We start from the raw sequence: 15,521 nt of genomic DNA, 5'->3' as shown, positions 1-15,521 counted from the left end.
CCTTCTAAATACAGCAGCCCGCAGCCGAAGCAGTCTAGCTGCTGCATCCCCCTCCGCAGGAGGAACCGCAAGATGACCCGGAGCCGGAGTCCCCGCCTCCGGAACCGCCATCTCCTGAGCCTCCTCCGTTATCATTGGAGGTCGACCCGGAGCCGCAGGCATAAAATGTAGATGAGCACCCGGATGCATCGCGTTTATCCGGCGGAATATTCATGAATTCTTCCTCGGCAAAGGATTCATATTCACTTAGCGAATCCGCAGCATAAAAAACAAGTGCCATCGCCGCAAAATCCGTCGCTATTGCCCCCTCCGCACGCCGCGGACGGGTGTGCCCCAGCTGCCGCTCCGCCGCCGCCTGGGATGTCTGCTCCTTAGCCTCGGCAATTAGCTTCCTGATCATTCCTCGGACTTCGGGGTATTGTTCCGCCGCCTGGCGGTTAAAAAGTGTCATTTCAAGCTGGTCGGCAGATTCCGTCTCCAGCGCCTTTACGCGATCCGGGGAAAGCGGATGCCGAAACATCGGCCCCCAAATATGCGAAACATACAGCGTTTCCTCAAACATGCGAGTATACACCCAGTCAAACCATGCACGTTCGTGCGGGATCGGCGTCGGGGCCGTATTCGGAACATGGTGGATCATCCGTCCGACAAACCTGTCGCAAAACTGCTGATACTCCCGGGTAAACATCAGCATTTCATGCCAAAGCACATCGACACGCTCGCTAAACATCGGCACATGCGGAAGCACTGCATTCATGGCAAAATACCGTTTTAGCTCAAACCAGTACCAATCGTAAGCTTCAGGGGTAATTTCGGGGTGCTCGGTAAGAACCCTTTGCCGGATCTGGTCAGCGTAAGCAGCAGGAATGGCAGCCTCCAGCCGATCGGCCAGCGCCTGGTATGGCTCCGCCTGCCTAAGCCCGAGCTTCACTGGCGGTGTAGCAGCGGAGTAATCAACTGCAGGACGACGTGTTGCGCGGCTTCTTCTTTGTCTGCTGCCGCCCTTTCCTGACGCGGAAACGCCTATCATTAGGCCCACAAAAGCAATAGCCAAAATCACGAAAAAAACCAGCATTGGCATTACTCCCCTCTATTTTCCAAATTGTCGTATTTCCATAATATCACAACCGTAAACTGCATGGTAAAATGAAAAACAGCGACTATCGGATGTACGAGGAGGAGCTCTCATGAGCAGTATCATTCAGCAATCCCTGCGGCAGATTCCTTTGTTTGAGGATCTTGAGCCATACGAACTGGAATGGATCACGCAGATCAGCAGCAAGCGGGATTACAAGCGGAAATCGATCCTTTTTGTCGAGGGCAGTGAAATTGAGGCGGTTTATTTTTTAGTGAACGGATTGGTAAAAACGTATAAAACCGATATGAACGGAAACGAGCATATCGTATCTCTCCTTGGAGAAGGCTCCATGTTTCCGCATATCGGTTTTTTTCTCCCGTATCCATACCCGGCTACAGCCGAGACCCTGGTCGACACCAGACTCATTGTCATGCCGGTCAAACAATTTGAAAAGCTTCTTTTGGAGAAACCGCAGCTTTCGGTGAAGCTGCTTCGGGTTATGGGGCAAAAGCTGAAGGATTTGCAGGACCGCCTTCAGGAGCTGTCCGGCTCCGATATGCAGGCCCGGGCGTTATCTTTCCTGAAGGAGTTAATCGAAAATCATGGCGTTGCAGCCAGCGGCGGAATATTCGAGGTGCCTTTTCCGCTGACTCATCAAGAAATCGCCAACTCGATCGGTACAGCCCGTGAAACCGTCAGCCGACTGTTCACCCAACTAAAAAAGGAAGGTGTGCTGGATACGAGCAAAGAAGGTCACATCTTAATTGAACGCGACGCATTGTATCGAAAGCTTGAAGAACGGTAAATCCCAAAGGAACAGGATCACGAAGCCGCAGCAAGCAGAGAGCCCGCCAGCAGAGCAAATTGAACCGAATTGATAATTTCCAGCACTCCTGCTTTCATTGGACGGATCGTCCGGCCGCCGTATCTCGCCATACGGTAGAGCGAAAAGAGAAAGGCCGCGCCAACCCAAGGATAACCGACCGCTGCGGGCAGCGCGAGTAGAAGCCCGTGAAACACGAGTCCAACTATCAGCCAGGCTGAATTGCCGCGAAGTCGAAACACCGATTTGACAAAGAAGATGCTCCCCACAAAATAGGCAAAAGCAAGCAGCGCCACCATCCCCGCAAGACGGCTCGATTCGGTCATACCCAGCATAAAAGCCCCTGCCCCCGCCAAGCTAAAGGCGGCGACAGCGCATAGATCATTCAGGAGCGCCCGCTCCTTCTTTCGCTTGGCATGCCACACATTTACCGCCAGCAGCAGTGCAATGAGCGGCCCCAGCCAAAGCAGCCGAGGCTCATGCACGAGAAGCGGAGCCCCGAGCAGGGCGCCTGCTGCACCGTAGATCGCGGCCCACCTAAACAGTCTAGGGCGATCCGCCTTAGCTTTCAGCGACTGCAGAACAGGATATGCAGCTAAGTACATGAATAACCACGCCAGGAACAACAGAATATGCCATGCGGTTGCTCCACCCGCCCAGGTCCCGACAACAACCGGTACGGTAACCATCGCCCATCCGCCATGCTCATGCGGTATGACCGGCTTCATCCTAACCCCTCCGTCCATTTTGACTTTGGGGTTTATTATACGGAATCAGCCCACGGCCGAATGTGATGGAGGTCACCGCCTCTATTGCCCCCATCGCACCCATTGCCCCATTGTGAAACCGCGTTTCATGAGAAACGTATCAATTGGAATACTAGAAAAATCACCGAAGGGAGCAGTCCACCATGTTTAAAGACTTGTTAAAGCAACTAGCCAAATCGGCGCTCTCCAAACGCCGTCCTCACGGCTCTTCGTACAAACCGCATTATAGCAGTGACCGCAAGCCGTTCGGCAATGTGTATAAGAAATTCAGCAGCAGCGATCGTTATTCCGGCCACCCGCATCAGCACCACAACCAATACGGACATTCTTATTATAAAAAGAAGAAGAAATCCAGCTTTTTCAGCAGCTAATTTTGACGGAGACGGCGGTTGGGGAATTCGTTCATCTTACGGTTACCGTACCATAACCTTACTCAAGCCTTACTCTCGATCGCATGATCGCAAATATGACTTGTTCCTAAGGGCCTCCTATCGCAGCCTTTTTCTGCTTAGGACCTTTGGAAGCCTTATCTGGAGGAAGCTGCTGCAGCGCATCCTGAAAGGCCCTGGCTGCTTCCTCCACTGTTTCAAAAGGCTGGTCCGCCCTCAGCAATCGGCGGAGCAGTTTTTTTGTGCTTTCTGCCAGGGAAAGCTCCTCCTCCCAGCCTCGATCCATTTCTTCCTCATCTTCCGGAACACGAAGAACGTCAAGTTGAACTGAGTCCACACCGGCTTGAAAAGGCTGTGTTCCCGCTGACGATTGTTCCTTGGCGATGACACCCTCCACATCGTCCACTTCGTCTTCAGGCTCATCAAAATCGCTGTACAGCAAAAACAACAGAAGGTGGCCCAGCGAATAAAAGTCGCTGGTCGGATGAATGCGGCGCCGCTCCTTTTTGACCGAAGGATCCCGCAAGTCGATGTCGTCGGCAGTGACTTCCTCGGCGGAATTGCCCGTCACCCGGGCAAGGCCAAAATCGATCAGCATCGGTTCGCCGCGCTGCACCATCACGTTGGCAATGCTGATGTCACGATGAATGACGCTCGCCTGATGCAGATACGCCAGCACCGGAAGCAGCTTGGCGCACAGCTCCAAAGCCTGCCGTTCGCTAAAGATGATGCCGTCGGCAAACAAAAGCTCCTCGATGCTTTTGCCTTCGGCCACCTGCATCGTAAAGCACAGAAAGCCCCACGCAGCGAACGTATCGTACAGCGCCGGAATCGCCGGGTGCCGCAGCCGCCGTAGCAGGCCGGTCTCGCGTTCGTACACCCTGCGCGCCTTCTGCGGACTGCCGTGCTCCGGGGCGATCCATTTCAGCACACAGCGGCGCCCGTTGCGCTCATCAATACATAAAGCGGCGGCGCCGTAGCTGCCTTCGCCCAGTACGCGCTCGACGCGGTATATGCCGCGAATAAGCCTCCCCTCACGGAACAGCCATTTGCCGATGAACCGTCGGAGCTTGTTCCAATGCTCCCATCCTCTCACCCGTTACACCTCCCGGATCGCTGTATAGGTAACGATATCATCTGGCTTCTACTAAGGTACAAGTTTACATGCCCTGCCCCTTTCATCCTACAAAACAAGCCGTCCCGAAGGACGGCCTGATCTGGTCTATGTGCAGCCTCTGCAAGGGCAGAGGCTCGATGATGTTATTACGCCAATGCGGCGGCTTCCCTCTTAGTAGGACAGTCCTTCGTAAATCGGGAACTTTGCCGTAAGCTCGCGAACCATGCCGCGCGCCTTTTCGTGCGCCGCTGTATCTTCCGGATTTTTCAGCACGAGGCCGATAATTTGCGCGATCGTCTTCATCGCGTCCTGATCCATGCCGCGGGACGTAATCGCCGGGGTACCGATCCGGATGCCGCTTGTCACAAACGGGCTTGTCGGATCGAACGGAATTGCATTCTTGTTCGCAGTAATGCCGACTTCGTCCAGAAGCTTCTCTGCCACTTTACCAGTCAGGTTGACGCTGCGCAAATCGATCAGCATCAGGTGGTTGTCTGTGCCGCCGGAAACGAGCGTGAAGCCTTCCGCCAGAAGCGCTTCGGACAGCGTTTTTGCGTTAGTCACAACGTTCTGCGCGTACGTCTTGAACTCCGGAGACAGCGCTTCGCCGAACGCTACCGCCTTGGAGGCGATCACGTGCATCAGCGGGCCGCCCTGCGAGCCTGGGAATACCGCTTTATCGATCGCTTGCGCCCACGATTTGCGGGTCAGGATCACGCCGCCGCGCGGACCGCGAAGCGTCTTGTGCGTCGTCGAAGTAACAAAATGCGCATGCGGAACCGGGTTCGGGTGCAGACCTGCCGCAACAAGACCGGCGATATGCGCCATATCGACCATGAACATTGCGCCCACATCGTTGGCAATGGAAGCAAGCGCTTCGAAGTCGATGATGCGCGGGTAAGCGCTGGCGCCGGCTACGAGCATGCGAGGGCGATGCTTGAACGCCGCTTTACGCACTTCATCGTAATCGATCATGAACGTTTCTTCGTTTACGCCGTAAGGCACGAAGTTGTACAGAATACCGGATGCGTTAACCGGGCTGCCGTGTGTTAAGTGACCGCCGTGCGCCAGATTCATCCCAAGAACCGTGTCGCCAGGGTTGAGTGCAGCCAAATAAACTGCCATGTTCGCTTGGGCGCCGGAATGCGGCTGTACGTTAGCGTGCTCCGCACCGAACAGCTGCTTCAAACGGTCGCGCGCGATATTTTCGACAATATCCACGTGCTCGCAGCCGCCGTAGTAACGCTTGCCCGGGTAGCCCTCTGCATACTTGTTCGTCAGTACCGTACCCATTGCTTCCATGACAGCGCGGCTAACGATGTTTTCCGAAGCGATCAATTCGATGTTGTTTTGCTGACGCTCCAGCTCAAGACCCATTGCCTTCATAACTTCAGGATCCGCATTACGCAAATGTTCCATGTTCTTCGTCTCCTCACATATCCTATATTCAGGCGTATTCGCCTGCTTCAAGCTCTCTACATTCCGTTAACAGTCCTGCTCCCGCTTCCTAAACCCTGCTTCAAGCAGCTTCTCCGCCGCAATCTCCGGCGAATAAACTGCCCGCGTGCCGCCGATCAGCTTCGGCCGCGTATACGCCGCCGTCACCCGCGCTTCGCCGATATAGCGCACGCTCGGCCGAAACGGCACCGCCACCGGCAGCAGATGCATGCCGATCAGCGTCTCGCCGATGTCGAGCGCGGCATGCGCGCGCACCGCCTCCACGAGGCATGGCTGCGGCAGGTTCGCGTACGCGTAAGCCGCCATCGCGCCGCCCGCTCCGGGCACCGGAATCGCGCTTACCTCGGCTGTGCCGTACACCGCTGCGGCAGCGCGGTCAAGCACTAACGCGCGGTTCAAGTGCTCGCAGCACTGGAACGCGACGTCGCAGCCGGCGGCCGCAGCCGCTTCCAGCACGCCTTCATACACGGCGGCCGCGACTTCCAACGTACCGGACGTGCCAATCCTCTTACCGATAACTTCGCTCGTGCTCGCGCCAATGACCAGCAGCTTGCCGCGGCCGACTTGTCCGGCCTCCAGCAGCTCAGCCGCCGCCAAACGAGCGTTCGCTTTATATTCTGCTGCAGTATTTGCCATCTTCGCAGCCCCCTTCCATTAAGGATGGAGCGCGTTCCGGTCTTCCAACGCTTTGATTTTGTTAATGCGGCCGATGTGGCGCTCGCCTTCGGAAAACTGCGTATCCAGCCAGGTTGCGATAATTTCTTCCGCAAGACCCGGCCCAACCACACGCTCGCCCATCGCCAGCACGTTCGTGTCGTTATGCTCACGGGTTGCTTTTGCCGAGAATACGTCATGCACCAGCGCACAGCGAATGCCCGGAATTTTGTTCGCCGCAATCGACATGCCGATGCCTGTTCCGCAAATCAAAATCCCCCGGTCCGCCTTGCCGGCAACGACACGGTTGCAAACCTCCGATGCGAAATCCGGGTAATCCACCGATTCCGTACCATTAAAGCCTACATCCTCAATTTCATGTCCCATCTTCACAATCACTTCATTCAACTGCTGCTTCAGCCGGAATCCGGCATGATCGGAGCCAATTGCAATTTTCATAGACGAACGCCTCCTTTTTGCCCTCATTATACCCCGAAGAGCGCCTGCAAAACAAAAAAAGAGCAACCCGCGCATATATGCGCGTATCTGCTCTTTGCCCAGGCGACCGGCCGTATTCCCCAGTGCTCCACTTGTGGTAAACCCACCGTTCGTCGCCAGTTACACCGGGGCTGTTGAATTACTTTTATCTTACCGCAGAGGCAGGCCGCCTGTAAAGATGGCAGCTACCCATTCTGCAACTTTATTTTTCGCGCAAGCTTGTACAGCTCGGCCTCAATCTCCTCCGCCGTCCGCTCATACAAATGCAGCGGGCCGCCGAACGGATCGGCCACATCAAGGCCCGGACCGCTGCGCTCCAGCTCCGCCAGTCGGCGCATCTCTTCGGCTGCTGGCTGCGATAGCGCCTGCTTCAGCTGAATGTCGGCTGCCAGCGCCTGCTTCTCGGCAAGCGTATCCGACGCCGCATCACCGAAGTCCATCACGTACTCCTTCAACGTATGCGTCTTATCCAGTGCGTGCGGAAACATGCGGATAATCGCATTTTTATGATTCATCGTCATCGTGAGAATCAGGTCGGCCCAATCTACAAGATCGCCGCGCAGCGCCGTCGACTGCATCGTGGCCCGAATGCCTTTACGCTCCAGCACCGTACGGGATTGCTCGGAAATGGCGCTTCCATCCCAAGCGGACACCCCCGCCGAGCGCACCTCGGCATCCAGCTGCTGCTCTTCCGCAATGCGGCGGAACATCGCCTCCGCCATCGGACTTCGGCAAGTATTGCCGGTACAAACGAACAGGATATGCATCGTTATGGTCGTTCCCCCTATCGTTGCTATCCTTTTTATTGTAACCCAAATTCGCGCTTAAATAAAAAACATAATGCCGAACACGAGCAAAATGACGCCGCCGAACGTCTCGCCGTAGTCGCCCGCCCATCCTGCCACATGACGCCCAAGCATTAGACCCATCACAGACATGATAAAGCCAAAAGCGCCGAACGTTAACACGGTGAACACCAGATCGGAAGCAAACAACCCAAGTGAAACGCCGACCGACATGGAATCCACACTCACACTCAGCGCAAAAAGCAGCAGGCCCCATAACGATGAATGATCGAATGACGCCGCCTCTTCTCCCCGCAGCGAGCTGTAAATCATGTGCCCCCCAAGCAAAATAAGCAGGCAGCCCCCCGTCAATGTCGCTACATCGCCGAGCAAGGAGCTGACGTATTTCCCCATAAACATTCCCGTTAACGGCATGATGATGTGAAAAATACCGATCACTGTACTGATCTTCAGCACATCCAGCTTCCGAATGCCCTTCATGCCCATCCCGAGACCGAGTGAAAAAGCATCCATGCCCAGGGCAATTGCGATAATGATGATCGTGAGCATTTGCCCCAGATGGGCACTGACTTCGTGCATTCCGGTTCCCCCTTGTCCGTATTCTGTTCAAGAATATGCGAACAAGCTGGGAAACATGTCTCTAGAAGTGGACGGGATCAAGGCTTTCCAGGAAAAATGATACGGTCGCATGCTCACGGCAGCATGGTATCGCCGAATCGAGCAGGATACGGACTGCGATACAGTTATACATTACAGCCTGCAAGCCGGATGATGAGTCCTCGTAAAATGCTGAAATACGGAATGGCCGTCTCCGTGTTCGTGCGAGCATGCTGTGGACGACCGGCATGAGCTTGTACTCTTCCGACAATCGCTATCTTTCGGTTCACGCCATGTTACTTCGGCTGCTCCAGCCGCTCGATGCGGCCGCCGGCGGCCTTGCGCAGGCGGTTCATAACGGCGAGCCCGAGCCCCTCCTCCGGGCAGCCTTCGGCAATTATACGCGTGACCCCTTCGTCATCGAAGCGACGAAGGGCAGCGAACAGCTCGCGAGCCGTGCGCGCGAGATCGCTTACGCTTCCGCAAAGCGCGACGACGTCGGCCGCGCCTGCGAAGGCACCGGCATGCTCGGCATACGTGAGGATGCCGGTGCGCTCTCCGGCGGCCGCCGCTTGGGCCGCCAGCTCCCGGATGCGGTGCGCCCGCGCTTCCGGCGCGCCGCCTTCGACAAGCACGAGCTCGCCCTGCGGGGCGTAGTGCGCGTACTTCATGCCGGGCGAGCGCGGCGCTTCCGCGGCCGCCATCGCGCCCGGCCCCGCTGCGCCGCTACCGGCGGCCGTCTCCGGCGGTGTATCGCCGCCGCCCGCGTCAGCCGCAGCAGGCGCCGCCACGCGGAAGCCGGCCTCGCGCAGCATCTCCGGCGTCACGCCGCCCGGCCGCAGCAGGTGCACCTCGCCGCGTGTGACCTCGACTACGGTCGACTCCAGGCCGACGCCTGTCGCGCCGCCGTCGACGAGGCCGTCGATGCGCCCGGCCAAATCGACGCGCACATGCTCCGCGCGCGTTGGGCTCGGCCGGCCCGAGCGGTTCGCGCTCGGCGCGGCGATTGGCAGCGCCGCCGCTTCAATCAGCGCGAGCGCCACCGGGTGGTCCGGCATGCGCAGCCCGACCGTCGCCAGCCCGCAGGTCACGCGCTCCGACACCGCTCCGGGCTTCACCGGTACAATCACCGTCAGCGGCCCCGGCCAAAACTTTTCCATCAGCTGCCGCTCCAGCTCATGTAATTCCACCGCCAGCTCCTCGGCCTGCCGTATGCTCGCAACATGGACAATAAGCGGGTTGTCCGACGGCCTCCCCTTCGCCTCGAACACCCGCTCCACCGCTTTTGTATTTGTCGCATCGGCCCCAAGGCCGTATACCGTCTCTGTCGGAAAGGCGACCACGCCGCCCGCACGGAGAATGTCCGCCGCTTCTTCCAGAGCCGTTTTCTCTCTCTCGACGCGTTCCTTCCTGCCTATATCATCTTGCCCATCCGTTCCGATTTCGCCGAACTGTATTATCCATTCCTTCGTCATGCCTGCCGCCCTCTGTTTCAGGTAATATGTATCGCATTATCTGCGCCTCATTGTTAATCAATGACATCGATTATACCAAAATTTTGACGCCGCCAACATTTACGCGAACAGGCTTTTTACAAAACCGCCGAGCTTTTGAAACAGCTCCACCACGAAAAACCGAACCTCCGGCTCCGCATCGGCCTGTGCAGAAGCAACTACAACCTTACCGGAATCTCCTTTTGCCGAAGCAGTCTTTGAGCCTTTTTCACCTGCTGGTGTTTGCTCCTCGCTCTTTTCGACCTTCGTTTCCTCTTCCTTCTTCTTGTCGCCCGAAACGATATCGACAAAGCACAGCGGCGGAAACAGCACGCACCACCAATTTTGCCCTTCCCCGTTGCCGAGGGTCACCAATACCGCTTCATACTTGCCTGCCGGATACATTTCGTTGCCGTACATTTTCGTCGGAAAATCGATCTGCCCCAGCTCCACTTGATATGTGTAATTGAAGCCGCGCTGCTCCAGCACTCTAGCGACCGCCGCTTCCAGCTCCGGAAGATGCGCAGCAACAATCGCTCTTGCCTCCTCCAGCGTTTCCGGTCCCTTCACCCACTGGTTCATTTCCTTCACGATCTCATCGCGCACGGCCCGCTTCACCAGCTGATCCGTCGGCGAATCGGAATTGGCAAGAATGCGCAAACGAATCGATTCCTGCGGAATGCTCGGTGCGGCTACCGCTGCATTTACCTTGTGCGACTCCCAGCTCATGATCAGAAGGACCAGCAGAAATGCGAGATAGGTAACCATTTTCGAGCTTACCTTTTGGCGGCGCGGATAAAATTCAACACTATTATATGTATGATTAGAAGTCCGGTTGGAATGAAACATCGTATCCATCTCCTCTCTCTTATAGTCCTAGTATGGACACCGAGTAGGAGATCTAAACCTAGTAATCTAGTAATTTTTTTGAGGTACTAGAAAAACTCAGTACTATGACCTGTCTTTCCGCGCCGTTACACTGTTTATAAGGCAGCTCAGTCTATTCTACGGAGGTCTTCACTCATGAAAATACATCACCGATGCAGCTTTTGGCTGGTCACTTTTTCCGCGTCCGTATGTGCCCTTCATCTTTTGGGGCAAGATGATAATAATATCGTCATTTTTTTGACCAACCCTATTAACATGGCGTTTGAGCGTCCGCTTACGCAGCTAAACACTTCCATCGGCGTTGAACCGCTGTTTCACGTCATTCTTTATGCTCTGCATCTTGGCTTTTGGTGGGCCGCAGGCAGCATCATCGATTTTGTGCGAAAAAAGTGGATGAAACGGGGTACGCGTTCCTCTCACTCGAAAAAATAAGCGGGTCCGGCACACCTGCAGCGCCCTTTAGATCCGCCTATCGAGCAATCTTCTCTTTCCTAAGGAGGGTTCTATTTGCAGGTTAAACAACGGTTGTTAAAAGGACTCTGGCTCCTTGGCCTATATCTCTACTATTTCGTGTTCCTTTGGGTGATCACGATTACCGTCGTCGATACCCCGGAAGCGCTCGCCGTAAATCGGGAGCACGGCGTCGGTCCGCCGTCCTATTTTGCCCTGATGTTTTTGCTGCTGTCCGGCATTGGTCCGGTGTTCGTTATTTTTATGCCTTTGCTTTCCTTTTGGTTGTTAAACAAAGCGAAGGCCAAAAGTCCCCGCCTCTTTCAGGCAGCGCTCTCCATCCATGTGATTTTGTTTGTCGTATTCGCCCTTCGAGCGCTGTAAATGCAGCTTCTTGCCTAAACGAAAAAAGAGCAGGAACCTGTGTCCCCGCTCTCCAATCTTCTTTATAAATTACCGCCACGCAAGCACATGACGTTTAATCCCTGCGTAATCCTTCACAATATCCACTCCGCCCCACTCGGAGCTTGAGCGCAGCAGCCCTGCCACCTGCTCCGCCTGGTGAATGCCCACTTCAAAGCCGACCAGCCGCGGACCGCCGCCGGGCAGCTGCTTCATCTGCTCGACCAGCACGCGGTACGGGTCCATTCCGTCGATGCCGCCGTCCAGCGCACCGCGCGGCTCGTAATCGCGCACCTCCCGCTGCAGAAACGGAAGCTCCCCCGCGGGAATATACGGCGGGTTCGACACGAGGATGTCGACCCGCAGCCCTTCCTCCAGCGCCGGCGACAGCCAGCTTCCGTGTAGAAACCGCACCGGCGCGCCAAGACGCTCGGCGTTGCCCTTAGCCACTTCCAGCGCCGACTCCGATATGTCGACGGCGGACACGCCCCACTGCGGACGCAGCTTCGCCAGCGTCACCGCAATGCAGCCGCTGCCCGTGCCGATGTCCAGCACCTGCGGACGCACCGCTCCCGTCGATCCGGCTTCGCCCGCCCCTGCTTCCCCGGCGAACAGCCGATCGCCGCGGGCCAGCAGCTGCTCAACGAGCAGCTCCGTTTCCGGGCGCGGAATGAGCACCGCCGGCGATACCGCGAACGGAAAGCCGTAAAACTCTTGATCGCCCACAATATACTGAAGCGGCTCCCCCGAGGCGCGGCGCATGAGCAGGCGCTCCAGCTCCTCTTCCACTTCCTCCGCGATCGGTTCGCTCCAGCGCGAAAACAGCTGCGCCCTTCCTATTCCTGCAACATGCATCAGAAGCAGCTCGACATTGCGCCCGCTGTCCTCCACTCCGCGCTCCAGTAAAAAAGAAGAAGCCCTTGCATAGGCTTCTCGCATCGTTTTCGTGCTCAATTGATTCTCTCTCCCATCAGCCTGCGTACTGGCTCTCTTTATCCATTAACTCCGTCTGCTCTGCGATGGTAAGTGCCGAGATGATTTCTTCCAGATCGCCGTTTAACACTGAATCCAAACGGTGCAGCGTAAGGCCGATCCGATGATCCGTTACCCGGCTTTGCGGGAAATTGTACGTACGGATGCGCTCACTGCGGTCGCCTGTGCCAACCTTGCTCTTGCGCTCGCTGTCGTACTCCGCCATTTTTTCCTGCTGAATTTTCTCAAAGATCCGCGCACGCAGCACCTGCAGCGCCATCTCTTTGTTCGAGTTTTGCGATTTGCCGTCCTGACAAGTCGCTACGATGCCCGTCGGCACATGCGTCACACGCACCGCCGATTTGGTCGTGTTAACGGACTGACCGCCCGCACCGCTGGAACAGAACGTATCGACGCGAATATCGCTTTCGCGAATTTCCACTTCAACGTCCTCTACCTCCGGAAGCACCGCAACCGTCGAGGTCGACGTATGAATCCGTCCGCCTGATTCCGTCGCCGGAATCCGCTGTACACGGTGCGCGCCGCTCTCGTACTTCAGCTTGCTGTACGCGCCCTTGCCCTGCACCATAAATACGATTTCCTTGAAGCCGCCCAAATCGTTGACGCTAGAATCGAGCACCTCGGTTTTCCAGCCCATAGCATCGGCGTACTTTTGGTACATCCGGTACAGGTCGGCTGCAAACAGCGCCGCCTCGTCGCCGCCGGCCGCGCCGCGGATTTCGACGATAACGTTCTTGTCGTCGTTCGGATCCTTCGGAAGCATCAAAATTTTGATTTTCGCTTCCAACTCTTCCTTACGCTCCGACAGCTCGTCGATTTCCATTTTGACCATTTCACGCATTTCATCATCGAGCTTTTCGCCAAGCATGGCCTTAGCGTCGCTCAGCTGCTCACTGACGGTTTTATATTCCTGGTACGTTTCGTATGTTTCCTGGAGATCGGACTGCTCTTTCGAGTATTCCCGAAGCTTTTTCGTGTCGTTCGCCACATCGGGATCACAGAGCAATTCGCTCAGCTTATCGTACCGGTCTGCCAGCGCCTGCAAACGATCCAACATGACGCTCACCCCTTACCTTTCTTCCCAAAAAATATTCTGTATTATCATTATGCCCCCGGAAGGCCGAATGTCAACCGGAAAACCATTCAAACAAGCGGAAATTATACGTTAAAACGGAAATGCATCACGTCGCCGTCCTGCACGACGTATTCTTTGCCTTCCAAACGAAGCAAACCCTTTTCTTTCGCTGCGTTCATCGAGCCCGACTCCACCAGCGCATCGTAACCGACAACCTCCGCCCGGATAAAGCCCCGCTCAAAGTCGGAGTGAATAACGCCCGCTGCCTGCGGCGCCTTCATGCCTTTGCGGATCGTCCACGCACGAACCTCTTGCACACCCGCCGTGAAATACGTGTACAGGCCAAGCAGGCGGTAGGCCGCGCGGATCAACCGATCCAAGCCCGACTCTTCCAGTCCGAGCTCCTGCAGGAACATTTCCTTGTCCTCGCCCTCAAGCTCGGCGATTTCAGATTCCACCTTCGCGCTGATCGCTACGACCTCGGCGCCTTCCGCCTTGGCATATTCCTTCACCTTCAGCACGAGCGGCTGGTTGTCCGCATCGCCGGCATGCTCCTCGCTCACGTTCGCCGCGTAAAGCATCGGCTTCATGGTAAGCAGGTGAAGATCGCGGATGATCAGCTTCTCATCCTCGGTCAGCTCCACGCTGCGCGCCGGCTTATCATTATAAAGGGCTTGAAGCACACGCTCGAGGATGGCTACCTCTTCCGCGTATTTCTTGTCGCCGCCCTTCATATTTTTCTTGGAGCGTTCGATTCGCTTTTCCACGGATTCCACATCCGCCAAGATCAGCTCCAGCTCAATCACCTGAATATCGTCAATCGGGTTTACACCGCCCGACACATGCGTGATGTTCTCATCTTCAAAACAGCGGACGACATGTACAATCGCGTCCACCTCACGAATATGCGCCAAAAACTTGTTGCCAAGACCTTCGCCCTTGCTCGCCCCTTTAACAAGACCGGCAATATCGACAAATTCAAATGCCGTAGGCACGATCCGGTTCGGCACGACAATGTCGGCCAGCTTCTGAAGCCGCTCATCCGGTACTTCGACGACCCCCACATTCGGATCGATCGTACAAAACGGATAGTTGGCGGATTCCGCCCCAGCCTGAGTAATCGCATTAAATAAAGTCGACTTACCCACATTCGGCAACCCGACGATCCCTGCTTTCAACGCCATTGAATTGACACTCCTTGGTCCGAAAAATTCGCTTAACATGCCTATTATATAGTAGTGCCCGGTCAATGTCATCTTTTAGACCTCATTGCCATCCCTGGGGATACCCTTTACAATAGCGGTTATACACATGTCTATTTCGCAGTTGTGCGTAAATGCCATACATATCCACAGACTTATCCACATGCTGTTAACAACAATAAGCTTTTTCACCATTTGTTATCCACAGTTTTGGGCGGGAGGGATGTAAAAATGTTATCCACATATGAACAATGGATGCGAGCAGCGATTGAAGAGGCAAATAAAGCCGAGGCGATCCGTGAGGTACCGATCGGAGCGGTCGTCGTGCGCAACGGGGAAATTATCGGCCGCGGCCATAATTTGCGCGAAACGGCGCATGACCCGACGGCGCACGCGGAAATGATCGCGATTCGCGAAGCGAGCCGGGTCATCGGCGCGTGGCGGCTGCTGGAGTGCACGCTGTACGTCACCCTGGAGCCGTGCCCGATGTGCGCCGGGGCCATCGTACAAGCCCGGGTGCCGCTCGTTGTGTACGGTGCGCCCGATCCGAAAGCGGGCTGCGCCGGAACGCTGATGAATTTGCTCCAGGAGGAGCGGTTCAACCATCGCACCGAAGTGATCGGCGGTGTGCTGCAGGAGGAGTGCGGCCAGCTGCTGAGCTCGTTTTTCCGTAAGCTGCGGGGGAAAGCGTAGGCCTCTCGCAGCAAAAACGCTCCGACCAGGTGGAGCGCCGCTATCATTCTTTTTTTAATCTTCTTTTATCACACAATAGACAATATTTACCCCCAACTCGCTTGTTGCACTATGAAAAATTGTGTGCTATATTATATC

19 protein-coding genes and 1 riboswitch are annotated in these 15,521 nt (G+C 55.9%); of the genes, 5 read left to right on the top strand and 14 right to left on the bottom strand.

The features are described from left to right. Window positions 1–34: 34 nt before the first annotated feature. Window positions 35–1,075 (bottom strand): glycine-rich domain-containing protein, encoded by a 1,041-nt coding sequence (locus tag GQS10_RS14805; RefSeq protein ID WP_166243513.1) that lies wholly within the window; start codon window positions 1,073–1,075, stop codon window positions 35–37. A gap of 112 nt (window positions 1,076–1,187) precedes the next feature. On the opposite strand from GQS10_RS14805, the gene GQS10_RS14800 reads away from it, so the two are divergent. Further along, window positions 1,188–1,883 carry a Crp/Fnr family transcriptional regulator gene (locus GQS10_RS14800; protein WP_166243511.1) on the top strand — a complete coding sequence of 232 codons (696 nt, stop codon included), beginning with the start codon at window positions 1,188–1,190 and terminating at the stop codon, window positions 1,881–1,883. A 17-nt stretch (window positions 1,884–1,900) separates the two neighbouring features. On the opposite strand, the gene GQS10_RS14795 is transcribed toward GQS10_RS14800, so the two are convergent. Further along, window positions 1,901–2,629 carry a YwiC-like family protein gene (locus tag GQS10_RS14795; protein ID WP_166243509.1) on the bottom strand — a complete coding sequence of 243 codons (729 nt, stop codon included), beginning with the start codon at window positions 2,627–2,629 and terminating at the stop codon, window positions 1,901–1,903. A gap of 182 nt (window positions 2,630–2,811) precedes the next feature. On the opposite strand from GQS10_RS14795, the gene GQS10_RS14790 reads away from it, so the two are divergent. Continuing rightward, on the top strand, window positions 2,812–3,039 hold the full coding sequence (locus tag GQS10_RS14790; protein WP_166243507.1) for a hypothetical protein: 228 nt from the start codon (window positions 2,812–2,814) through the stop codon (window positions 3,037–3,039). A gap of 106 nt (window positions 3,040–3,145) precedes the next feature. Here GQS10_RS14790 and GQS10_RS14785 read toward each other — a convergent pair whose 3' ends face one another. From GQS10_RS14785 to spoIIR, 9 genes are all read right to left on the bottom strand, one after another. Next, window positions 3,146–4,153 carry a protein kinase domain-containing protein gene (locus GQS10_RS14785; RefSeq protein WP_166243505.1) on the bottom strand — a complete coding sequence of 336 codons (1,008 nt, stop codon included), beginning with the start codon at window positions 4,151–4,153 and terminating at the stop codon, window positions 3,146–3,148. A 192-nt stretch (window positions 4,154–4,345) separates the two neighbouring features. Beyond that, entirely contained in the window at window positions 4,346–5,593 is a 1,248-nt protein-coding gene (glyA, locus tag GQS10_RS14780; protein WP_166243503.1) for a serine hydroxymethyltransferase, read from the bottom strand. A gap of 66 nt (window positions 5,594–5,659) precedes the next feature. Next, window positions 5,660–6,268 carry a TIGR01440 family protein gene (locus GQS10_RS14775; RefSeq protein ID WP_166243501.1) on the bottom strand — a complete coding sequence of 203 codons (609 nt, stop codon included), beginning with the start codon at window positions 6,266–6,268 and terminating at the stop codon, window positions 5,660–5,662. Between the two features lie 18 nt (window positions 6,269–6,286). Next, window positions 6,287–6,745, bottom strand: coding sequence for a ribose 5-phosphate isomerase B (gene rpiB, locus GQS10_RS14770; protein ID WP_166243499.1), 459 nt, complete (start codon window positions 6,743–6,745; stop codon window positions 6,287–6,289). Between the two features lie 89 nt (window positions 6,746–6,834). Beyond that, window positions 6,835–6,918, bottom strand: a riboswitch (ZMP/ZTP riboswitch). A gap of 51 nt (window positions 6,919–6,969) precedes the next feature. Then, complete coding sequence (locus GQS10_RS14765; RefSeq protein ID WP_166243497.1) at window positions 6,970–7,551, bottom strand: low molecular weight protein arginine phosphatase; 582 nt, start codon at window positions 7,549–7,551, stop codon at window positions 6,970–6,972. Between the two features lie 57 nt (window positions 7,552–7,608). Beyond that, a complete protein-coding gene (locus GQS10_RS14760; protein WP_166243495.1) occupies window positions 7,609–8,169 on the bottom strand; it encodes a manganese efflux pump MntP in 561 nt (186 codons plus the stop codon). Window positions 8,170–8,333: 164 nt separating this feature from the next. Beyond that, complete coding sequence (locus GQS10_RS14755) at window positions 8,334–8,477, bottom strand: hypothetical protein (RefSeq protein ID WP_166243493.1); 144 nt, start codon at window positions 8,475–8,477, stop codon at window positions 8,334–8,336. A 6-nt stretch (window positions 8,478–8,483) separates the two neighbouring features. Next, the gene (locus GQS10_RS14750) at window positions 8,484–9,662 is read right to left on the bottom strand and encodes an L-threonylcarbamoyladenylate synthase (RefSeq protein WP_166243491.1); all 1,179 of its coding nucleotides are present in this window, start codon (window positions 9,660–9,662) and stop codon (window positions 8,484–8,486) included. A 99-nt stretch (window positions 9,663–9,761) separates the two neighbouring features. After that, window positions 9,762–10,529 carry a stage II sporulation protein R gene (gene spoIIR / locus GQS10_RS14745; protein ID WP_243735189.1) on the bottom strand — a complete coding sequence of 256 codons (768 nt, stop codon included), beginning with the start codon at window positions 10,527–10,529 and terminating at the stop codon, window positions 9,762–9,764. A gap of 294 nt (window positions 10,530–10,823) precedes the next feature. Here spoIIR and GQS10_RS14740 point away from each other — a divergent pair, with 294 nt between their 5' ends. Then, window positions 10,824–11,000, top strand: coding sequence for a hypothetical protein (locus GQS10_RS14740; RefSeq protein ID WP_166243489.1), 177 nt, complete (start codon window positions 10,824–10,826; stop codon window positions 10,998–11,000). 75 nt (window positions 11,001–11,075) lie between these two features. Further along, complete coding sequence (locus GQS10_RS14735) at window positions 11,076–11,402, top strand: hypothetical protein (protein ID WP_166243486.1); 327 nt, start codon at window positions 11,076–11,078, stop codon at window positions 11,400–11,402. Between the two features lie 69 nt (window positions 11,403–11,471). On the opposite strand, the gene prmC is transcribed toward GQS10_RS14735, so the two are convergent. The 3 genes from prmC to ychF form a co-directional block, all read right to left on the bottom strand. Continuing rightward, a complete protein-coding gene (prmC, locus tag GQS10_RS14730) occupies window positions 11,472–12,359 on the bottom strand; it encodes a peptide chain release factor N(5)-glutamine methyltransferase (RefSeq protein ID WP_166243684.1) in 888 nt (295 codons plus the stop codon). A 31-nt stretch (window positions 12,360–12,390) separates the two neighbouring features. Beyond that, window positions 12,391–13,470 carry a peptide chain release factor 1 gene (gene prfA / locus GQS10_RS14725; RefSeq protein WP_166243484.1) on the bottom strand — a complete coding sequence of 360 codons (1,080 nt, stop codon included), beginning with the start codon at window positions 13,468–13,470 and terminating at the stop codon, window positions 12,391–12,393. A gap of 101 nt (window positions 13,471–13,571) precedes the next feature. Continuing rightward, entirely contained in the window at window positions 13,572–14,672 is a 1,101-nt protein-coding gene (gene ychF, locus GQS10_RS14720) for a redox-regulated ATPase YchF (protein ID WP_166243482.1), read from the bottom strand. Between the two features lie 249 nt (window positions 14,673–14,921). Between ychF and tadA the strand changes: the two genes are divergently transcribed. After that, on the top strand, window positions 14,922–15,383 hold the full coding sequence (gene tadA, locus GQS10_RS14715) for a tRNA adenosine(34) deaminase TadA (protein WP_166243481.1): 462 nt from the start codon (window positions 14,922–14,924) through the stop codon (window positions 15,381–15,383). Window positions 15,384–15,521: the final 138 nt, after the last annotated feature.

The sequence above is a fragment of the Paenibacillus turpanensis genome, from assembly GCF_011421635.1.
GTDB classification, from domain to species: domain Bacteria; phylum Bacillota; class Bacilli; order Paenibacillales; family YIM-B00363; genus Paenibacillus_AK; species Paenibacillus_AK turpanensis.
The sequence above is the reverse complement of the archived record's forward strand: the minus strand, read 5'-3'. Positions and strand labels throughout refer to the sequence as shown.

Coding starts and splice junctions, on each gene's coding strand:
- GQS10_RS14805 (WP_166243513.1), bottom strand. CDS start 1,075: ATGCTGGTTTTTTTCGTGATTTTGGCTATTGCTTTTGTGGGCCTAATG.
- GQS10_RS14800 (WP_166243511.1), top strand. CDS start 1,188: ATGAGCAGTATCATTCAGCAATCCCTGCGGCAGATTCCTTTGTTTGAG.
- GQS10_RS14795 (WP_166243509.1), bottom strand. CDS start 2,629: ATGAAGCCGGTCATACCGCATGAGCATGGCGGATGGGCGATGGTTACC.
- GQS10_RS14790 (WP_166243507.1), top strand. CDS start 2,812: ATGTTTAAAGACTTGTTAAAGCAACTAGCCAAATCGGCGCTCTCCAAA.
- glyA (WP_166243503.1), bottom strand. CDS start 5,593: ATGGAACATTTGCGTAATGCGGATCCTGAAGTTATGAAGGCAATGGGT.
- GQS10_RS14775 (WP_166243501.1), bottom strand. CDS start 6,268: ATGGCAAATACTGCAGCAGAATATAAAGCGAACGCTCGTTTGGCGGCG.
- rpiB (WP_166243499.1), bottom strand. CDS start 6,745: ATGAAAATTGCAATTGGCTCCGATCATGCCGGATTCCGGCTGAAGCAG.
- GQS10_RS14765 (WP_166243497.1), bottom strand. CDS start 7,551: ATGCATATCCTGTTCGTTTGTACCGGCAATACTTGCCGAAGTCCGATG.
- GQS10_RS14760 (WP_166243495.1), bottom strand. CDS start 8,169: ATGCACGAAGTCAGTGCCCATCTGGGGCAAATGCTCACGATCATCATT.
- GQS10_RS14750 (WP_166243491.1), bottom strand. CDS start 9,662: ATGACGAAGGAATGGATAATACAGTTCGGCGAAATCGGAACGGATGGG.
- spoIIR (WP_243735189.1), bottom strand. CDS start 10,529: ATGTTTCATTCCAACCGGACTTCTAATCATACATATAATAGTGTTGAA.
- GQS10_RS14740 (WP_166243489.1), top strand. CDS start 10,824: ATGGCGTTTGAGCGTCCGCTTACGCAGCTAAACACTTCCATCGGCGTT.
- prmC (WP_166243684.1), bottom strand. CDS start 12,359: ATGCGAGAAGCCTATGCAAGGGCTTCTTCTTTTTTACTGGAGCGCGGA.
- prfA (WP_166243484.1), bottom strand. CDS start 13,470: ATGTTGGATCGTTTGCAGGCGCTGGCAGACCGGTACGATAAGCTGAGC.
- ychF (WP_166243482.1), bottom strand. CDS start 14,672: ATGGCGTTGAAAGCAGGGATCGTCGGGTTGCCGAATGTGGGTAAGTCG.
- tadA (WP_166243481.1), top strand. CDS start 14,922: ATGTTATCCACATATGAACAATGGATGCGAGCAGCGATTGAAGAGGCA.